Raw genomic sequence first — 17,237 nt, 5'->3', positions numbered from 1 at the left:
TGTTGGCCTTTACTAACAGATTTCTGCGTTCCTGCCAATGCTCTACAGCGCCTTCAACCAAATGTGAGCTTACACCATCCTCACTCGCTAGAGAGGTTTACTACTCTGCTTCATCGCATATATTATACACAATATTGTAGCAATACAGAGGGATTAATGTCAAATCCATTAAACAAAATAATTATTATAAAATTTCTAATTTATTTTCATTGAGCATTTTTATTTAAATAGATTTATAAAGCCAATCATTTTTATCAAATCTCTTAGGTTGTTTATTTGTTATTTCATCTATAATTAATTGTTCATCTTCTGTAAAATCATCAATAGAGGAATAAATATATAGTCTATCACCATATACTTTTTGGAGGCTATATATACTGCTATCATCAATACTATAAGCACCATCTATATGGGTAAAACCTTTATAATTCGGTAAAATCTTAATACTACCGTTAGGTAGAGTATTAATAATTAAAATTCCATAATCTCCATATGTATAAACATAAGGGTATTCAGCGGCAAAACCTTTAATATCTCGATTTAATCCTATTTTATATTTTTGATCAACAATAGAGTTTATAAACCACTGATATCTAAAAGAATAACCTAAGATATATAAGATTAATATTACTATTATAGAAATAAATATATAATATAAATATTTTTTTTTCATTTTATAATCTTTCTCTAACAGCTCTTCCACTAACTGAAAACGGAATGTCATGAACCTCATTATTATACGGTTTACGCAAATTAGTCACCTGAATAACATAAGCATTATGAATAGGATTATTATATTCACCAAAACTTATTATGCCTAATTTAGCCAATTTACCACCATTATCCCATCTATCTGCAACTATCATTGTTCCATAATATACATCATTATATTCATCATAAAAAACACGTGGACTAATAAGATATGTTCCAACAGTTAAATACTGATTAACACTTTGTACTCCAAGATGACTATTAATAGTGCTTTGACCAGTATTATCTATATTTATACCTTTTTCTTTTAAGATAGTCATAAATGCAACGATAGCATCTAATTTCATGCGTTCTGAGGGAACCATTGTTTGTCCTAATACACTATCTTTATCTATGACAACAGTTTGAATATCATTAGTAGAACCCTTGACATCAACTATACCATACTTACCAATTAAATCGCTCTTATCCCCGGCATATAAAAATATTTCTGTAGCTTCCGCAGCTCCATTATATTGCTTTCTAATTTTAGGAATTTGATTATACAACGATTCAAGAGCTTTTTCTCCATCTTGAACAGTATAACTTTCATTATTACTCTCAATCTTACTATTTTCATTAATTTTATGTAATCTTTGAGTTACTAATAATTGTTGCTTTTCTTTAGAAAGTTGTATTTTCACCTCATTACTAGGATTAGGGTTATACCAAGGTCTTCCATTCTCATCCAAAGTATAATAAGTTTGTCCATCGTCACCTAAAACTGTAGGATATCCCTCAAGCTCAAGTTGCTTACCTCTAAAACGTCCATTTAGTACAGTACCACCATTTATAAGTTTATTATAATATTGTCCATCATCTTCTTGCCATCCAGCATCATAAGTGCGAACATTATAGCCCTTATCTTGAATATATTTTTCTTCACTAACAAATTTATTATAATAATACTCTTTTAAATGCGTATAATAATTGATATTATTAGGGTCACTACCTACTACATACGCAAATAAATTATTAAGTAATGCTGAGTAAGATTCATCTGTATAATAAGGTTCTCCTATATGGCCTCCGTCCGTTGTATGTACTAAATTATCAGAATCATAATAATCATGATAGTCACGTTCATATTCCATTAAAGCATAATAATAAGCAACCTTCTCTCTTAATTTACTCCACCGTGTATCTTCATCATAGCCATAAGCATTAGTAAATAACAGTTGGGAAATATCATAATTTAAATCTTGACGATTCTGATGCTCTAACCAATTATAAGTAGTCGCCTTTTCTGCTAAAGCACCGCCAGTATCTCCACTGACAACTTTACCAATGACTAAACTTATAATTTTTCTAAATTCCGGATTAGTGGATTTATTAATAAAACTTTGTAAACTTTCATTCACGGCAGAAGCTTTAACACCAGAAATAATATTACTTCCTGAATAATTAGATAAAAAACCTCCTAAGCTAGCATGTAAGCTTATTTTATATATACCATTATCCCCCCATTTTTTCGACTCTTGATAATACTTATCCGCTTTAGCATTTTCGCCTTTCATTTTTGCCTTCACTGCTTTATCAAGTAATCTCGTTTGTTGATGTACACTTACGTCTCCAATTAACTTATATCCATGTTCAGAAAGCTTATTTAATAGAATTTGTTTTTCTTCTACTGTTTTCTTATCAAAAATTGGTGCTAATTTATTAAGTGCTTGTTCTGTATCATGATTAATCTTTTCTAAAGATTCTTTCTCAGCAACTTCGATGATACCTTTACTGATAGCAGAATGAGTAGTTGATTTAGAATTACCTTTTACAGGAATCCCCATTTTAGGGCTACCAGTAATACCTATTGGATTATTTTTAGAGCGTTTAGTAGTTGATAAACTATACCCAGATGTCTTCGCTGAATAGGATGCTTCATTATGAATATCATTCATTGATAAAGAGTTAGAGGATAATTTATTCTTAGATATATCAGTACTACCTTTAATTATACCACCTGTAAGTGTAGTTGCATTATTTACCTGTACATTATATCCACCATCACCTGCATATATGCCAGCCTGGTTTGTAACACTTGCATAGTGACTGTCTGTCGTGCCTCTCGAATTATCAAATCCAACTCTCGCAGGACCACTCATTCCATAGGATACAGATATACCTTTATTTTTACTTACTTTATGGTAGTCATTCGTATCTTGTAAACTTTCAATTTTTAAATCATGTCCAACTTTTGTAGACACACTGTCACCGATGATCTTAGAACCAATAATATCTGTATCATTTCCAGAGATAGTATTGACTTGGTTACCACGAATAACAGTTCCAGTATGTGTCTTGGTTGTCTCTAATGCATTTTCTTTACCTTTATACACATTAGCTTCTAAACCAATAACACCATTACCATGAGGACTAACTGTAGCACCAACAGACCACCCAGAACTTGTATATGTATCATGTTGTACCGAAGAGTTTGTTCCTGCATCTAAACTTAGGTTATTTGTTGCATTTAAATTAACCTCTGGAGCCTCTATAACACTACCTGTAATCTGAATATTGCCTTTATCGCTATTGTCACTATTCGCAGTAATACTTACTTTATTTTTGCTACCTATAGAACTACCTATATAATTCTCTTGCTTAAGTTCACTAAGCTGTTTGAATTTGCTCGAACCAATACCAACTTGTACATTGAGTAAACGATCTTTTTTAGCTCTATTATTTATATTATTGATCGCAGTTTTAACATCTGGATGCATAGCATTTTTCTCTTCAGGATGTTCTGCCTGATATGCTTTATTAAGTTCATCAGCCTTAGCAAGTATATCTTTTTCTTTTTCTAAAAGCTTTTCTATTTTAGCATTTTTATAAGAAGTCCCATCATTATAAGCATGTTTTAAAGTATTTGCAGCCTCAAGATACTCTAATGTTGATAAGTTGCTATTTTTTCTAGAGTTAGCACGCTTGCCAAGTTGCTGAACATTATTTAATTCATTAACAATCTGACCACCAACACTTACAGTAAGACCAGAACGCTTCTCCTCGTGACTTTGAACTATATGTACAGTATTATGCTTCCCATCAACAGTTACATTTTGAGCAGAAAGGTCTGCAGGTTGATTACTAAAATAGTTTGTCGTAGTACTATGAATTGCATTACCAGCCTTAACATTAATCTCTCCATCTGAGGAGGCAATGTTACTTGCAACTTGATTTATATACCTTCCATCTGTTGTATCAGTCACTTTTTTACTACCTATAGTAAATCCTATACCAGCACCCATTAATCCAGATTTTTTACTATATTGATATACATCATCACGTTGTGTTTCTTCACCTGAATCTGTACGCACATCATTCCCCGCAGATACTAATACATCGTTTGTTCCTAAAATATTAGAACCTGTTACCGAAACATTACGATTAGCTTTCACATTAATCGTATCGCCACCAATAGTTGAAGATAGCACACCTGTGTGTTCGTGATCTGTACGTATGATATTAGTTGTACGAGATAGTAAACTTTTTTCTTTATACTTTAGACCATATTCATCACGGCTATAGCTTTTCCCATTAGTGATAGTAACATCATTTCCCGCTTCAACTGATGTTAAGCCATGTTCACTATTAACAATACCATTACGGATATTTACATCATTTCCCGCTCGTAAAGTAACATTGCTATCACTTAAAATAGCTGTACCTAATTCTGTACGGCGGTCAGTACGATTATAATTATCACTATTAACCGTCATATCCTTTTTAGCAGATAATGCCTCTGTTGTTACATTAATATTCTGACCAGCATCAATACTTACTTTGGAATTATCTCCAGTATGAACAATAGCTCCTTTAAGGTTAATATCTCGTTTAGCAGATAAAACTAAATCACCTTTTTCTCCTACACCTATAGTACCTTGACGACCAACAACATCTTGATGTTGTAATCTATCTACCTGAGTACCTACATTAATATCACGGCCAGCATTAATATAAACTTGTTTATCACCATGAATATTACCAGTATTTATTACATCTTGAGATGCTTTAATAGTAACTGTACGTCCATCTATACGCCCTGTATTTTCTACATCAAGAGCCCCTAATACAATTGTATCTGCAGTCATAATGCCTTGATTTAGAATATCTGTATTAGCATTGCTAACGATAGCTTTGCCACTTATAATTCCCCCCATTGTATCCATAGATTTAGCAGACTGTTTGGCTAAATACACTTTAGGATACAAAACTTGTTGCGCTTTTCCATCTACTATAACGGTTTTAGTTTCCAACCAAACCATATCTGTTGTTATAGCGTCCATTTGTTCTTTAGATAAAGCAATTCCAGGTGTTAATTTAAAAGCTTTACCAAAAGCTACACCAGCCTCTAATAAAGCTTTATATTCAGCTTCATTATCTGTATAACCTTCTAAATATTGTTTACCTGTAGCTGATACAATTTGCTCATTAATAAGTTGCTGTTCATAGAATCCATCACCTAAGCGTTTGGATCTTCTTTCAGGATTATTTGCCAAGGCATCAATCATAAATTGAGATGATAAAAAATTCTTTCGATTAGTAAAAGCAGGATCAGTCTCTATCAAAGCATTAGCCGTAATATCAGGATGAATTTGATATAGTGCCTCTGTTGGTAGCGATAAACCATCTATGGTTTGACTTGCTTTACCTTTGCCCCCACCCAGACCATAGGGATCTAAACTATCATTAACCTTTTTAATAGTTGCGTTAGATACTCTATCTTCAGCATGCTCTTTAATAGTACCAATTGGTTTTACATTTTCTTCAGTAATCGATGGTGTCATAAAGACTTCAGGGCCCCAAACACGTATACGTTTACTTCTATAACCGTGACGTTTCCTTTTCTTTTCTGTTCTACTTTCTTGAGTAGTGCCAGTAATAAAAGTCTTATCACTAATCATATCTGATATGTTTTGTATCGAGCCATTTGTCTTAAAAGTTCCTCCTGAAATCACTCTGCTATTATCATTATAAAGTATACCACTAGTTATTAAATCACCACCACTACTAATGATACCTGGATCATCATTAGTAACCTTTTTGTGAGTTTGTTCGGCTTCACTTCTAATGATTGTAAACTGATTTATTCGGTTCTCATTCTTATTCATTTCCTTATTATAGGCTTCATCTTCAGGCGTTTTAACTGGTTTGATATGTGCTACACCATAACCACTTGAATCATCAGCATATGGGAACTCAGACTTATCAAATACCTGTCCTTCTAATTTATGATGTGGATGAGTAACTTTAATTTTATCTGGATTTTTAGTAATGCCATCTGAAACACGCTTTACACCTAATGCAACATTTTTATTATTTACTACGGGTGTATCTAATTCAATAGATTTAACGGATTTAATAGTCGCTCCCGTATTATTTATACCTTGTTTAGCTTTAAGGTCCATAGTTCCACCACTATAAATGAGACCTTTACCAGTATTATCTATTGTATCTGAAGTTATATTAACGTGATTACGACCCGCAATTACACCAGACTTATGAGAATCTAGTTCTACCTTAATAGCAGTAACCTTCTCTTGTACATCATCATACGCTTTTGTTAAATCTTTAATCCGTTGACGATGTTCCTCTAGCTCAGGCTTGGTCTTATATTTAGATATATCAGCATTCCATTCGGCATCAAGTTCATTCTTTGCCTTTTCTAGCTCTTTACCAGCTTTATGATAGCGTTGTTCTATTTCACTATTAGTATGATTTGTAACTATATTAGCTTTAATAGCTACTGTATCACCATAAATACGTCCACCTTCATGATTATCTATAGATTTAGCATTTATAGTTGTAGTATTTCCAGAGTTTACAAGACCACTATTGTTTACCTTTTCTTGACTATATACAGTTGTAGAAGAATCTCCTTGTACTACAGCATTTGAATGAATTGCTATACTTTGGCCATCTAAAATAGTATTGCCATTACTTGTAACACCACCATCAACTACAATTTGACCATCACTAGTAATACTAGAGGCCTGTGAAGAACTCACTACACCTTTAACATTTACCCCAAGACCAGTATTGGTTCCTTTCAGAGTAATAGAGTTTGCATACATTCCCCCAATTGCAGATACATCTAAGCCAATATTGTTAGAATTACCAAGTTTTTGCGTGTCTAATGTATTAGCATCTATTTTGTTCTTACCCGTGCGAGCTTCAATCGAATTTGCCCAAACTCCAGCATTTACACTTGCTGCTTCTGTTAAAACTTGTAGCGAGTTAGCATCTTTGGCATTTAGACCGTTTCTATTAATAGCAACAGTTCCTCGCTCTACACGATATGAGTTTAGATTTCCTGCTGAATCATATTCAGGTTTACCTGTAGTTAATACTGCTCGATCTGTATTGATAAATCCACCACCATCTACAGTAATACCATTAGGATTTGCTATAACTACGGAAGCTTTGTGACCTGCTACCTCAATAAACCCGTTCATATTAGTTGCATTGTGTGAAGTAACCTCGTTAACAATGACATTGGCAGAGCCACGCATCATATTAGCATTACCAGGTACATAACCACCAAGCTTAGTATTAGACATTTGGTAAGAGTTATTAAGAATTACACCATTTTGTGGTACGTTAAAGTTAGTATAATCATTTCTAGATACTCCACCAGCACTAGGGCCAACGACATTTACTAATGTGACACCGTTAGCAGCTTGTCCGATCATGGCTTGTCTTTCATGTGGCGCATTTCGATCTACCTCTATAGGATTTTCTGCATATACAAACGGTACGACTAAAGGATCAACGATCATTAAACCCATAGTAAGCCATACTGCTATTTTATATTGTAATCGTTTTTGTTTCATATTTACTCTCTCAATTAATACGTATACTATATTAGAACCGCACACCTGCTTGGAAACCTGCTGTTACAGAATCAGTTTTGTAACCACTTGGTTTATATAAAGGAGCCCCAACAAATACATCATAGAATAATCCAGATTTAAATTGTCCTCTCATCCCAAGACTAGTGCCAGCAATAAATTTTCCTGTTAATACCTCCGTACTTGGACCATATACGGCGCCAAAGTCAATATTAGCATAAACACTTGATTTCCATTTAGGGATGTAACTAGCAACCTCATTACGCATATACCAGCCACTTTCAGCCATTAGTGTATTTTCACCATCAAACCCTTGTACTGTATATCGATTACCAAGGCTAATCATATCTCTAGAGAATAAACGTTTATCCCCTAATGTCCATTGTCCATGGAAAGATGACGTAATACTTGCTGGTCTATGTCCCCATATACGTGGAATTTGATAATCCACATCTACTAAAAGTTGTGTAAATCGAGTGCTAGGTGCTCCATTACCATATTCAGGTTGTGAACCAAACCAACCAACCCCTTGTTTAATAGCCACTCTAGAATATAACGTGTTTTGCTTAATATATCTTCGTTCTGATATACCTACTTCTAAAGAAGCTGTATTAGCACGTTGTACAGCAACTTCTACATCATTAATATAATTTTTAGCATTACGCTTACTGATAATAATATCCCAACTACGTTTAGTCGTTCGATCTCGATGAAATACATGATTCCACGAACCTCTTACAGTCTTGGCATGACTAGAACTAATAAATGGAGTAGCCATAGAATTAATCGTTTGATGATATTTCATATCACTATAGGAAATACTAAAGGTATCCTTTCCTCTAGGTATTGAATAAGAAATAGTATGGTTTCGACTACCTTTTCGTTCACCATCTTGAGCAGCATCTCGATTAATACTTAAATTTAATGAATCATTAGCATTAAATACCCTATCAACTCCAATTGCAGCCGTCCACTGTAGTTTACCAGTATCTTTTAGTCCAGAATCATCTATGGATATCATTCCATGAATTGCTGGTTTTTTAGTAGTTTCAAGTACAATATTCGTAGCTAACGGTTTTGTTCCTGGCTCAAGCTCAACAGACACATTTTGAGAGCCAATTCGCTTCATTTGCTCTATACCCTGTTCTATATTTCGAATATTAAGGATATCCCCTTCACGAATAGGAAATGCATTTTGCCATGGCAATGGTTGTGCATACGTTTTATATAAGACAGACTCTACGCGACCGAGTTGTAAATTGAATTGTAGATTACCTGAAGCTAATGATTGGGATGGAATACCAATCCGAGACGTGACGTATCCATGTTCTATAAGTGCAGTATTTAAGTTAGTAGATAATCTATTTACATCTTCAACTGTAAGTTTACGATTTACAAATGGTTTAATTGTTTTACGTAGAAACGTAAACTCGTTAGGCACATTTAATTGTATCTTCTTTTTTTGTGCTTCATAATATAATGGACCTTTAATTAATCGTACACTTGCTGCAGAACTATTATCCACAAATGTTGTCTGATCCATAGTAGTATTTATCATATTACTATATGTTAATTCTGCAGACTGACTAATAGGTTCTTCAACAACACGGATATGAGATACAAAAAAAGATGGCTCTACATGTGCTGGCTGTTGTGCCGGTACTGTATAACCATCTTGTGATGTTAAATATTTTATTATGTTTTTATTTTGATAGTCAATAGAGAGTTTAAACTGTAAAACCACCTATCAAAGATAATCAATTTATCTTCAATAGGTGGTTTATTTTATTCACCCTTAGCAATACGGTCTAAGAGTTCAATATAGCTTTGTTTGTTTAATGCTGGTGTAAAGTTGTCTAATACATCTTTAGCGCCTGCTGCGTCATCGTATAGTAAGTCTACGATAGTCATAGCCAAGGCTTGTGCTGTTTTAATGTACGCTACATCAGGTACAGAGATTTCGTATTCTGCGCTGTGCAGTACGCCATTAATACAGCCAACCCAAGGATGGATAACCGGCATCAAGTGAGATACGTCGCCCATATCGGTACTTGCCGTCATGTGATCGCCTTGGAATACATTTTCTTCACCAAATAGCGGATTAGAGTTTTGGCGTAACATTTCATTCATACGAACGTCGTTTCTCATCGGCAAATAACCTGGCAAATCGTTAATTACACAAGTTGCCCCTACTGCATCGCCACCAGCTTTTAAGGCACGGTTTACACGACAATTGCCATCTACAATAGCGTCGATATTGGACGCACGAACGTAGCTTTCAACTTGAACATAATCAGGTATGCAGTTAACCAATGTACCACCTTGATTAATAATTGGGTGGAATCTGAAATAGTCGCTTTCTTTGAAAGTTTCACGAATGGAGTTAACCCCCATTACGCCCATCAAAGCAGCATTAAGAGCATTGATGCCTTCATGGGGTGCTTGAGCCGCATGAGCTACCTTACCGTGATATTCAATCAGTTTAGATACAAAACCATTAGAGGTACTACCAAGTCCCATTTCACCAGCTGGTGTTTTGGCTGTCTCCACATGCATTTGCATAGCCATATCAATATCGTCGAAAGCTCCTTCATAAATGAGCTGTTGCTTACCACCCATATACTTAAGCTTACCTTGCTCACGCAATTTATTGCGGTAATCAATTTCAATCATTTCCTCTGCAGGGACAGCAAATAATACGACATCCCCAGCGAGTTGATCCATCACAGCTTGTAGGCCCATAGCGACAGCAAACATATTTGTAATTTGTACATTATGACCACAACAATGGGCGGCGCCTGTTAAATCATCGGCACGAGGATGGCGAGGACAGAGAATAGCATCTAATTCCCCCACCATGGCAACCGTATATTTGCTATCACGGCCTTTCATTCTACCTTTTACACCTGTCAGTGCATGACCAGTAGTATAAGAAATGCCAAGTTCATAAAACATATCTTGAACCTTTTTAGAGGTTTTTACCTCTTTAAAACCCAATTCTGGTTCAGCCATAATAGATTCTGCTAGTTCTCGTAAACGCGGTTGTGCATCAACAATAGCTTTACAAACACGTTCTTTAACTTCTTCCTTTGTTATACGGCTCATACTATCTCCTTTATAAAATCGACCGTATAAAATACGGTCGATCATGTCATCATGATGTATAGATATCTTCTAAAATATAAATCTATAATTATATCTTAACATAATTTAGACATCTAACATTATGATTTAGTATTAAATTAAACCTTCTAAATGAAGTACTAATTGGGCTAATACTGTTGCACAGATGAAAGTACCTGCTGTTACAGCTAGTGCAACAGGAATAATGCGCCAAGATAAGCGACGGAATGCACCAAGATCTTTACCTAAGGATAAACCAGCATAAGCAAGTACAGGTGTTGTTGTTGCAAGGAATGTAACTTGACTAGTTTTAGCAATAATCCATTCTTGGCCAGGCATACCTGGTAATGATGCAATAACACCAACTAAAGATACCCAGAATACCATAGGTAATTTATTAGCATATGGCAAGTTAGAGATTAAAGCACCAATTGTAGCAAGAACTGCCAAGATAGCTACGCCAACTAAACTATCGCTAAATAGATGTTTACCATCCATTACGTTACCTACTGCAGTGATGATAGCAGCGATACAAATAACGATGACAAATTGTGTTAATTTTTCACTTTTACTCATGATGTGCTGCCTCCTCTGCTAAATCTTGTTCACGGGTACGGCCTGTAAAGAAATTGTATGTTTTCTCCATAACTGGTAACGAAACAAATAGGCCAAAGTATACGCCTAGAACGGTAGTTAACAAGTTTGCAGCCCCAGCAAGAGCCATAATTTGTTGTTCATAATCTGGATATACTGCAATGATTGGAGCTGTAGCTGCCGCCATCATACTAGCACTACCTACGCCAGCACCCATAGCTAATGCCAATGGATGAAACCAACCAGATTGTGCCAACATGCCAGCCAATACGGAGGACCACATAGCACCGATAAGAACGCCACAGATGTACATGCCCATAACGCCACGGCCCTCAGGAGAGCTAAAGCCAAATTTATCGATAATAATCGCTACATTCGGCTCACGGTCTACAGAGTAACAAGCTCCTACTGCTTCACGACGCATACCTACTAATAAAGCTACAGGTAAACCAAATACAATAGTACCAAAGAAATGACCTAATTCTTGTAATAATAATGCCCAGCCAGCACTTGTAAGAATACCGAGATTTGGACCGATACCTAAGCCTACTTTTACCATCAGAATCATAACGGCGATACCGATATAATCAGCGGATTTTTCCATTTGTTTAATGGTAAGAATCTTAAACTTAGGAATAGAAATTAATAAACCTAGAATCAATGTGTACAATAATGGCAATAATATAACAGGACCTAGTTTTTTTATGCCTATAAATTCAGCGACTACAGTTAGTACGAGCGCTAGAAAATGTATTTTAAGATTTCCCAAAAGCTGCATAATGACCTCCTATAAAAACATATAATATAACATTGTTATATTATAAATAATTGTTATTAAAAGTGTCAATTACAGATGTACATTTGTCTATTAGAATTATTTTTTTCCAATAATATAAAGACCCTTTTCAGCGTCAATTTCCTTAATAATAATATTTTCTATCATTGACGGTTTCACTTTATGAAACCTTTTTTCTTCTTCATCATAATAAATGGCCCATTTAGACATAGATGCCGGAATAATGTCACTATCATAATCCTTTCCCCTCCAAATGGCATCATCTCTAAAATAACATAGTCCATCTTTTACTAATTCTGTTTCTAAACAAAATTCCCCAGCTAAGCTAACATGATTATCTAATAAAAGATCTCTAACAATGATAGCTTCATATTCCCAACTTAAGAAACATAAATAGTCAAAGTATCTGAGTGCCATTTTGGAATCCCAACGATTGTTTAAAACCATCGTTTGAAATAACTTATTTATTACCCCATAATCAGCAGATATATAATAGTCATTAGTTAAAAGAAAATTATATATCTGTTGAATTTCTTGTAAATCTAAAGTTTTATCTTCATTTATTTTGTCTATAGGCAACGAAGAGAATATTTTATCCATTTAGTACCTCATAAATATTTCAACAAAAGGCAGTTTGATTTCTCAAACTGCCTTTTTACTATCACTAAATTATAGAGTTTAAAAACTTAACGCTTTGTAACGGCTTACCTATTTCTTGTTCACAGTAAGAAAATAAAAGCTTCTCAAATTCCTTCCATATTGTTTTCGGAAGTTCTAAAGGCGTATCTTCACCCCACTGATAAGCTAGAATCTGAGGTAATGCGGCTTTTACAGAGGGCGAAATAGTAAGACTTGTTGATTCTCTCACCTGCATCCAAAATGGATCGATACCATCTTGTTGGATAAAAGCATTAGCACTTGGCACAATTCCTGCGAGAGATAATAGCTGCCACCCAAGCATGATCGTTCCCAATTGTACATTGCGACGTCGAATTTGCTTGGAGTAATTTACTACCGTATCAAAGACCTTACGATCTACGTCATACATGGCAAATAACTCTTGAATGAGCTCACTCGCTACCGCTGCATAAGCAATATTATCGAGGTTTACATCTAAGGACTCCACCACATAGGAGCCATCAATTTGCGTAACATTAACATATTCCCCATCAGGTACGACTGTAATATACATGGCACTAAATGGACGTAAATAGGAACTGTTACGCATCGTCATCATTCGCTTATGTGGAATCGATGCTTTAATAAGTCCCAAGCTAGGCGTAATAAACGTAAATACGGAATACAACTTATACTTTTTTCGACTTATGACGATGGCTGGCGTATTAAAACCACCATTAAGCTTCTTCATTTTCTTCTTCCGTTGGTTCCTCTACTGGTATAGGTGTTACTTTAATGCGAGAAATACGATAGCCTTGCATTTGCTTAACTTCAAAGGTATAGCCATGAGCATCCACCGTATCACCTACGATTGGTGTACGTTCTAATAAACCAAAGACATAGCCCCCGATCGTATCAGAGTCAGAATTATCAATTTCAATATTCATAATCTCTTCTACTTCGTCTACAAGGACCTTGCCATCAAACTCGAAGGAACCATCTGCATAGGACATCGTAGCCGGTAAATGAGGCTCATGCTCGTCTTGAATATCACCAACTAATTCTTCAATAATATCTTCTAAGCCTACGAGACCAACCATACCACCATATTCATCTACTACAACGGCTAGATAAATACGGCGCGTTCTCATATATTGCAACAAGGTAGATAATTTCATTACTTCTGGAACAGTAAGGATATCTCGTTTAATATTGCGCAAATCTTTACGGGCTTGATTAGGGCGTTCCATTAAATCTTTAATATGAACAAGGCCAATAATGTGATCCTTATCCTCTACACAGAGTGGATAACGTGTATGTACTTTAGAGCGGATAACCTTCATCGCTTCATCGTAACCATCTTCTACGAATACGCAGTCTACGTCTTGACGAGGCACCATAACCTCTTTCGCCATGCGATCTACGAAGTTAAAGACATTATCGATTAACTCAGACTCTACTTGGTCCAGTTGCCCTTCCTCGTGGCTTCGAGAAATCATCATGCGAATTTCTTCTTCTGAGTACACAAGGTCAAGCTCTGTTAAATATTTTGTTTTGTAAAAGCCTAAAATAACATTGGAGATTTTACTAGCGATCCAAATAAATGGATACACCAATTTACCTGCAGCAACGACGATACGGCTATAGGTATTCACGTATTTCGTAGGGAAGGATAGGCCCAATGCTTTAGGTACAATTTCGCCGAAGATTAAGACGATTAAACTAATTAATAGCAATAAAATAACATCTAGTACCAAATGCATCCATGTACTATGAATATTTAGAACCGTCACTAAACGATCAACAATATTATCGAATACAAAGGTACCAGTGCCTGCAAGAGCCAAGATAAAGAATAGAATCAAAAACTGTGTAGTATTTAGAAAATACTCTGGATTTTGATAGAGCTTTAATAAAAACTCTCTATCCTTTTCTAAGAGGATATCCATATCCTCCACATGTTCTTTACGAAGGCGGGCAAAGGAGAACTTTGCAACCACAAAAAAGTTAATTAGAAAAATACATAACAGACCAAACCCGACGGGTATCAGGCCATCTATACTATCCATCTTTATTCCTTTCATATGATTATGGAAATACTTATTATCTTTTTATTATATCAAATTATTTTCTATAACCAAGTTCAGATAACATACCAGATTTATTTCGCCAATCTTTTTTAACTTTAACCCAAAGGTCTAAGTAAACTTTTGTAGCTAATAGTTTTTGAATATCTGCACGCGCTTCAGCACCAAGTTGTTTTAACAAAGCACCTTTTTTACCAATAATAATACCCTTTTGAGAGTCTCTTTCACAGTAGATTGTAGCGCGGATATAGGTAGTACCATCATCACGTGTTTTCATTTCATCTACGTCTACAGCAATAGCATGAGGTATTTCATCTCGTGTAGCCAACAAGATTTTTTCACGAACGATATCGGAAATAATAAGGCGTTCCGGTTGATCCGTAATCATATCTTCTGGGAAATATTGTGGACCTTCTGGCAATGTTTCTTCTAGAACCTTAAGAATTTCAGCTAAGTTCTCTTTATCTTTTGCAGAAATAGGAATTACACCTGCAAATGGATATGCATCTTGATAAGAAACAATTGCTTCTAAAAGCTCTTCTTTTTTAAGTGTATCAATTTTGTTGACCACTAAAAATACGGGAACTTTTACTCGTTTTAATTGTTCAATAATGAAGTTATCCCCAGGGCCACGTTTTTCATTGCCTGCTACAACAAATAAAACAGCTTCCGTTTCTTTTAAAGACTCGATAGCAGCATCTACCATGAATTCGCCTAACTTATGTTTTGGCTTATGAACGCCTGGTGTATCCATAAATACGATTTGTTTGGATTCATCCGTATATACGCAGATGATACGGTTGCGAGTCGTTTGAGCCTTATCGGATACGATAGCAATCTTATCACCAATTAAAGCATTAATTAATGTAGATTTACCAACATTTGGGCGACCTACAACGGCTACAAAGCCTGATTTAAAATGTTCCTTGTTATTCATTATATGGTGCATCCTCCCGCACATAACCGAGATTACCTAGGATAAATTCTTCCTCTGTGCGCATCTCTTTTTTTTCTTCGTCGTTCATATGGTCATAGCCTAAGATATGTAAACAGCTATGAGTCGTCAAGTATGCTAACTCACGCTCAAAACTATGTCCATATTCGATAGCCTGCTCACGAGTTCTCTCCAAGGATATAATCATATCCCCTAGTAAATGATGTTCCTCTTCACTACCTTCGTAATCGTCCCCCTCATTAAGAGCAAAGGACAATACATCTGTAGGTCTATCGATACCGCGATATTCTTTATTAAGTTCATGAATCTTTGCATTATCACACAGCAAAATACTCATTTCATCTTCTTCGAGACCATATACGCGACTCACTTCGTCACAAACCTTACGGATAATGGCCTCTATATTAGAATCCTCTTCAATTCCTTCATCATAGCTAATATGTATGTACATAGTTACCCTTTCGCTACATTCTCTGTAGGTGCTTCAGTCGTTGTAGTTTCACCCACTAATTTACGCTCATGGTACGCATCGTATGCTTTTACAATGCGACCTACTAAGTCATGACGAACTACGTCTTGATCGCTAAAGTACACCATATTTATACCCGGCACATGACGCAATACCTTTTCAGCCTCGCCAAGGCCAGACACAACACGTGGAGGCAAGTCAATTTGTGTCTTATCACCGTTGACTACCATTTTAGAATTGTTACCTAGACGAGTTAGGAACATTTTCATCTGCTCTGCCGTTGTATTTTGAGCCTCATCGAGAATGACGAAGGCATTTTCCAATGTACGGCCACGCATATACGCTAGTGGTGCTACCTCGATAGTACCACGTTCCATAAAGCGTTGTACTTGCTCGATACCAAACATTTCGTGTAATGCATCATAGAGGGGTCTCAAATACGGGTCTACCTTGTCTTGTAATTCACCCGGTAAGAAACCTAATCGTTCACCAGCCTCTACGGCAGGTCGAGTCAAAATGATTTTATCCACATTACGGTTTTTCAAATAGAATGCAGCTAAAGCTACCGCCAAGAACGTTTTCCCTGTACCAGCAGGACCAATACCAAAAGTAATGGTATTTTTACGAATGCTGTCTACATAGTATTTTTGGCCTTCCGTTTTAGGCGTAATATTTTTGCCACGCATATTAACAGATAAGGTATCTTCAAACATATTATGTACAGCATCAGCCTTACCATTAGCGACAAGTTTAGCCGCAATACGCACCTGAGACTCAGTTATGGTACTACCTTCACGATAAAGAAATACTAATTCTTCTAGAGTACGATAGAGGGCATTGACTTGATTCTCATCACCCTTGATAACTACCGTATCACCTCGAGCTACTACATCGGCAGAAATTACCTCAAGCATCATATGTAAATATCGATTATGTTGACCTAGTATGGATTGTGCTAGGTCATATGTAGGAAATGTAAATATTTGTTCGCTCATAC

Annotated in this window: 12 protein-coding genes; all 12 read right to left on the bottom strand. The window is 35.7% G+C overall.

Annotated elements, in window-relative coordinates; translation table 11 throughout:
* Positions 1 to 223: 223 nt before the first annotated feature.
* Complete coding sequence (locus E6X37_RS01930) at positions 224 to 724, bottom strand: hypothetical protein (protein WP_231968110.1); 501 nt, start codon at positions 722 to 724, stop codon at positions 224 to 226.
* Positions 675 to 7,580, bottom strand: a complete 6,906-nt coding sequence (locus E6X37_RS01925) for a two-partner secretion domain-containing protein (protein WP_187002447.1) — start codon at positions 7,578 to 7,580, stop codon at positions 675 to 677. The genes E6X37_RS01930 and E6X37_RS01925 overlap by 50 nt, the downstream gene beginning before the upstream one ends.
* 31 nt (positions 7,581 to 7,611) lie before the next feature.
* Entirely contained in the window at positions 7,612 to 9,141 is a 1,530-nt protein-coding gene (locus E6X37_RS01920) for a ShlB/FhaC/HecB family hemolysin secretion/activation protein (protein WP_243624512.1), read from the bottom strand.
* 242 nt (positions 9,142 to 9,383) lie between these two features.
* Complete coding sequence (locus tag E6X37_RS01915) at positions 9,384 to 10,703, bottom strand: amidohydrolase (RefSeq protein WP_316597695.1); 1,320 nt, start codon at positions 10,701 to 10,703, stop codon at positions 9,384 to 9,386.
* 132 nt (positions 10,704 to 10,835) lie between these two features.
* A complete protein-coding gene (locus tag E6X37_RS01910; protein WP_316689411.1) occupies positions 10,836 to 11,297 on the bottom strand; it encodes a hypothetical protein in 462 nt (153 codons plus the stop codon).
* Positions 11,290 to 12,093, bottom strand: coding sequence for a DUF3100 domain-containing protein (locus tag E6X37_RS01905; protein WP_060918838.1), 804 nt, complete (start codon positions 12,091 to 12,093; stop codon positions 11,290 to 11,292). The genes E6X37_RS01910 and E6X37_RS01905 overlap by 8 nt, the downstream gene beginning before the upstream one ends.
* A 96-nt stretch (positions 12,094 to 12,189) precedes the next feature.
* Entirely contained in the window at positions 12,190 to 12,711 is a 522-nt protein-coding gene (locus E6X37_RS01900; protein WP_118091263.1) for a hypothetical protein, read from the bottom strand.
* Between the two features lie 64 nt (positions 12,712 to 12,775).
* The gene (recO, locus tag E6X37_RS01895; RefSeq protein ID WP_118091264.1) at positions 12,776 to 13,480 is read right to left on the bottom strand and encodes a DNA repair protein RecO; all 705 of its coding nucleotides are present in this window, start codon (positions 13,478 to 13,480) and stop codon (positions 12,776 to 12,778) included.
* Positions 13,467 to 14,798: a hemolysin family protein gene (locus E6X37_RS01890; protein WP_118091265.1), complete on the bottom strand. Its 1,332-nt coding sequence runs from the start codon at positions 14,796 to 14,798 to the stop codon at positions 13,467 to 13,469. Before E6X37_RS01890 ends, recO begins: the two co-directional genes overlap by 14 nt.
* A 55-nt stretch (positions 14,799 to 14,853) precedes the next feature.
* Positions 14,854 to 15,753, bottom strand: coding sequence for a GTPase Era (gene era / locus E6X37_RS01885; protein ID WP_221740974.1), 900 nt, complete (start codon positions 15,751 to 15,753; stop codon positions 14,854 to 14,856).
* Complete coding sequence (gene ybeY / locus E6X37_RS01880) at positions 15,746 to 16,222, bottom strand: rRNA maturation RNase YbeY (protein ID WP_012864418.1); 477 nt, start codon at positions 16,220 to 16,222, stop codon at positions 15,746 to 15,748. The genes era and ybeY overlap by 8 nt, the downstream gene beginning before the upstream one ends.
* Positions 16,223 to 16,224: 2 nt before the next feature.
* Positions 16,225 to 17,235, bottom strand: a complete 1,011-nt coding sequence (locus E6X37_RS01875) for a PhoH family protein (RefSeq protein ID WP_287529433.1) — start codon at positions 17,233 to 17,235, stop codon at positions 16,225 to 16,227.
* Positions 17,236 to 17,237 lie beyond the last annotated feature (2 nt).

Origin of the sequence: Veillonella parvula, from assembly GCF_032550495.1 — a bacterium.
Lineage (GTDB): Bacteria > Bacillota > Negativicutes > Veillonellales > Veillonellaceae > Veillonella > Veillonella parvula_G.
This window is presented reverse-complemented; position numbering and strand designations above follow the sequence as displayed.

Coding starts and splice junctions, on each gene's coding strand:
- E6X37_RS01920 (WP_243624512.1), bottom strand. CDS start 9,141: ATGGATCAGACAACATTTGTGGATAATAGTTCTGCAGCAAGTGTACGA.
- E6X37_RS01890 (WP_118091265.1), bottom strand. CDS start 14,798: ATGGATAGTATAGATGGCCTGATACCCGTCGGGTTTGGTCTGTTATGT.
- E6X37_RS01930 (WP_231968110.1), bottom strand. CDS start 724: ATGACATTCCGTTTTCAGTTAGTGGAAGAGCTGTTAGAGAAAGATTAT.
- E6X37_RS01915 (WP_316597695.1), bottom strand. CDS start 10,703: ATGAGCCGTATAACAAAGGAAGAAGTTAAAGAACGTGTTTGTAAAGCT.
- recO (WP_118091264.1), bottom strand. CDS start 13,480: ATGAAGAAGCTTAATGGTGGTTTTAATACGCCAGCCATCGTCATAAGT.
- E6X37_RS01905 (WP_060918838.1), bottom strand. CDS start 12,093: ATGCAGCTTTTGGGAAATCTTAAAATACATTTTCTAGCGCTCGTACTA.
- era (WP_221740974.1), bottom strand. CDS start 15,753: ATGAATAACAAGGAACATTTTAAATCAGGCTTTGTAGCCGTTGTAGGT.
- E6X37_RS01875 (WP_287529433.1), bottom strand. CDS start 17,235: ATGAGCGAACAAATATTTACATTTCCTACATATGACCTAGCACAATCC.
- E6X37_RS01900 (WP_118091263.1), bottom strand. CDS start 12,711: ATGGATAAAATATTCTCTTCGTTGCCTATAGACAAAATAAATGAAGAT.
- ybeY (WP_012864418.1), bottom strand. CDS start 16,222: ATGTACATACATATTAGCTATGATGAAGGAATTGAAGAGGATTCTAAT.
- E6X37_RS01910 (WP_316689411.1), bottom strand. CDS start 11,297: ATGAGTAAAAGTGAAAAATTAACACAATTTGTCATCGTTATTTGTATC.
- E6X37_RS01925 (WP_187002447.1), bottom strand. CDS start 7,580: ATGAAACAAAAACGATTACAATATAAAATAGCAGTATGGCTTACTATG.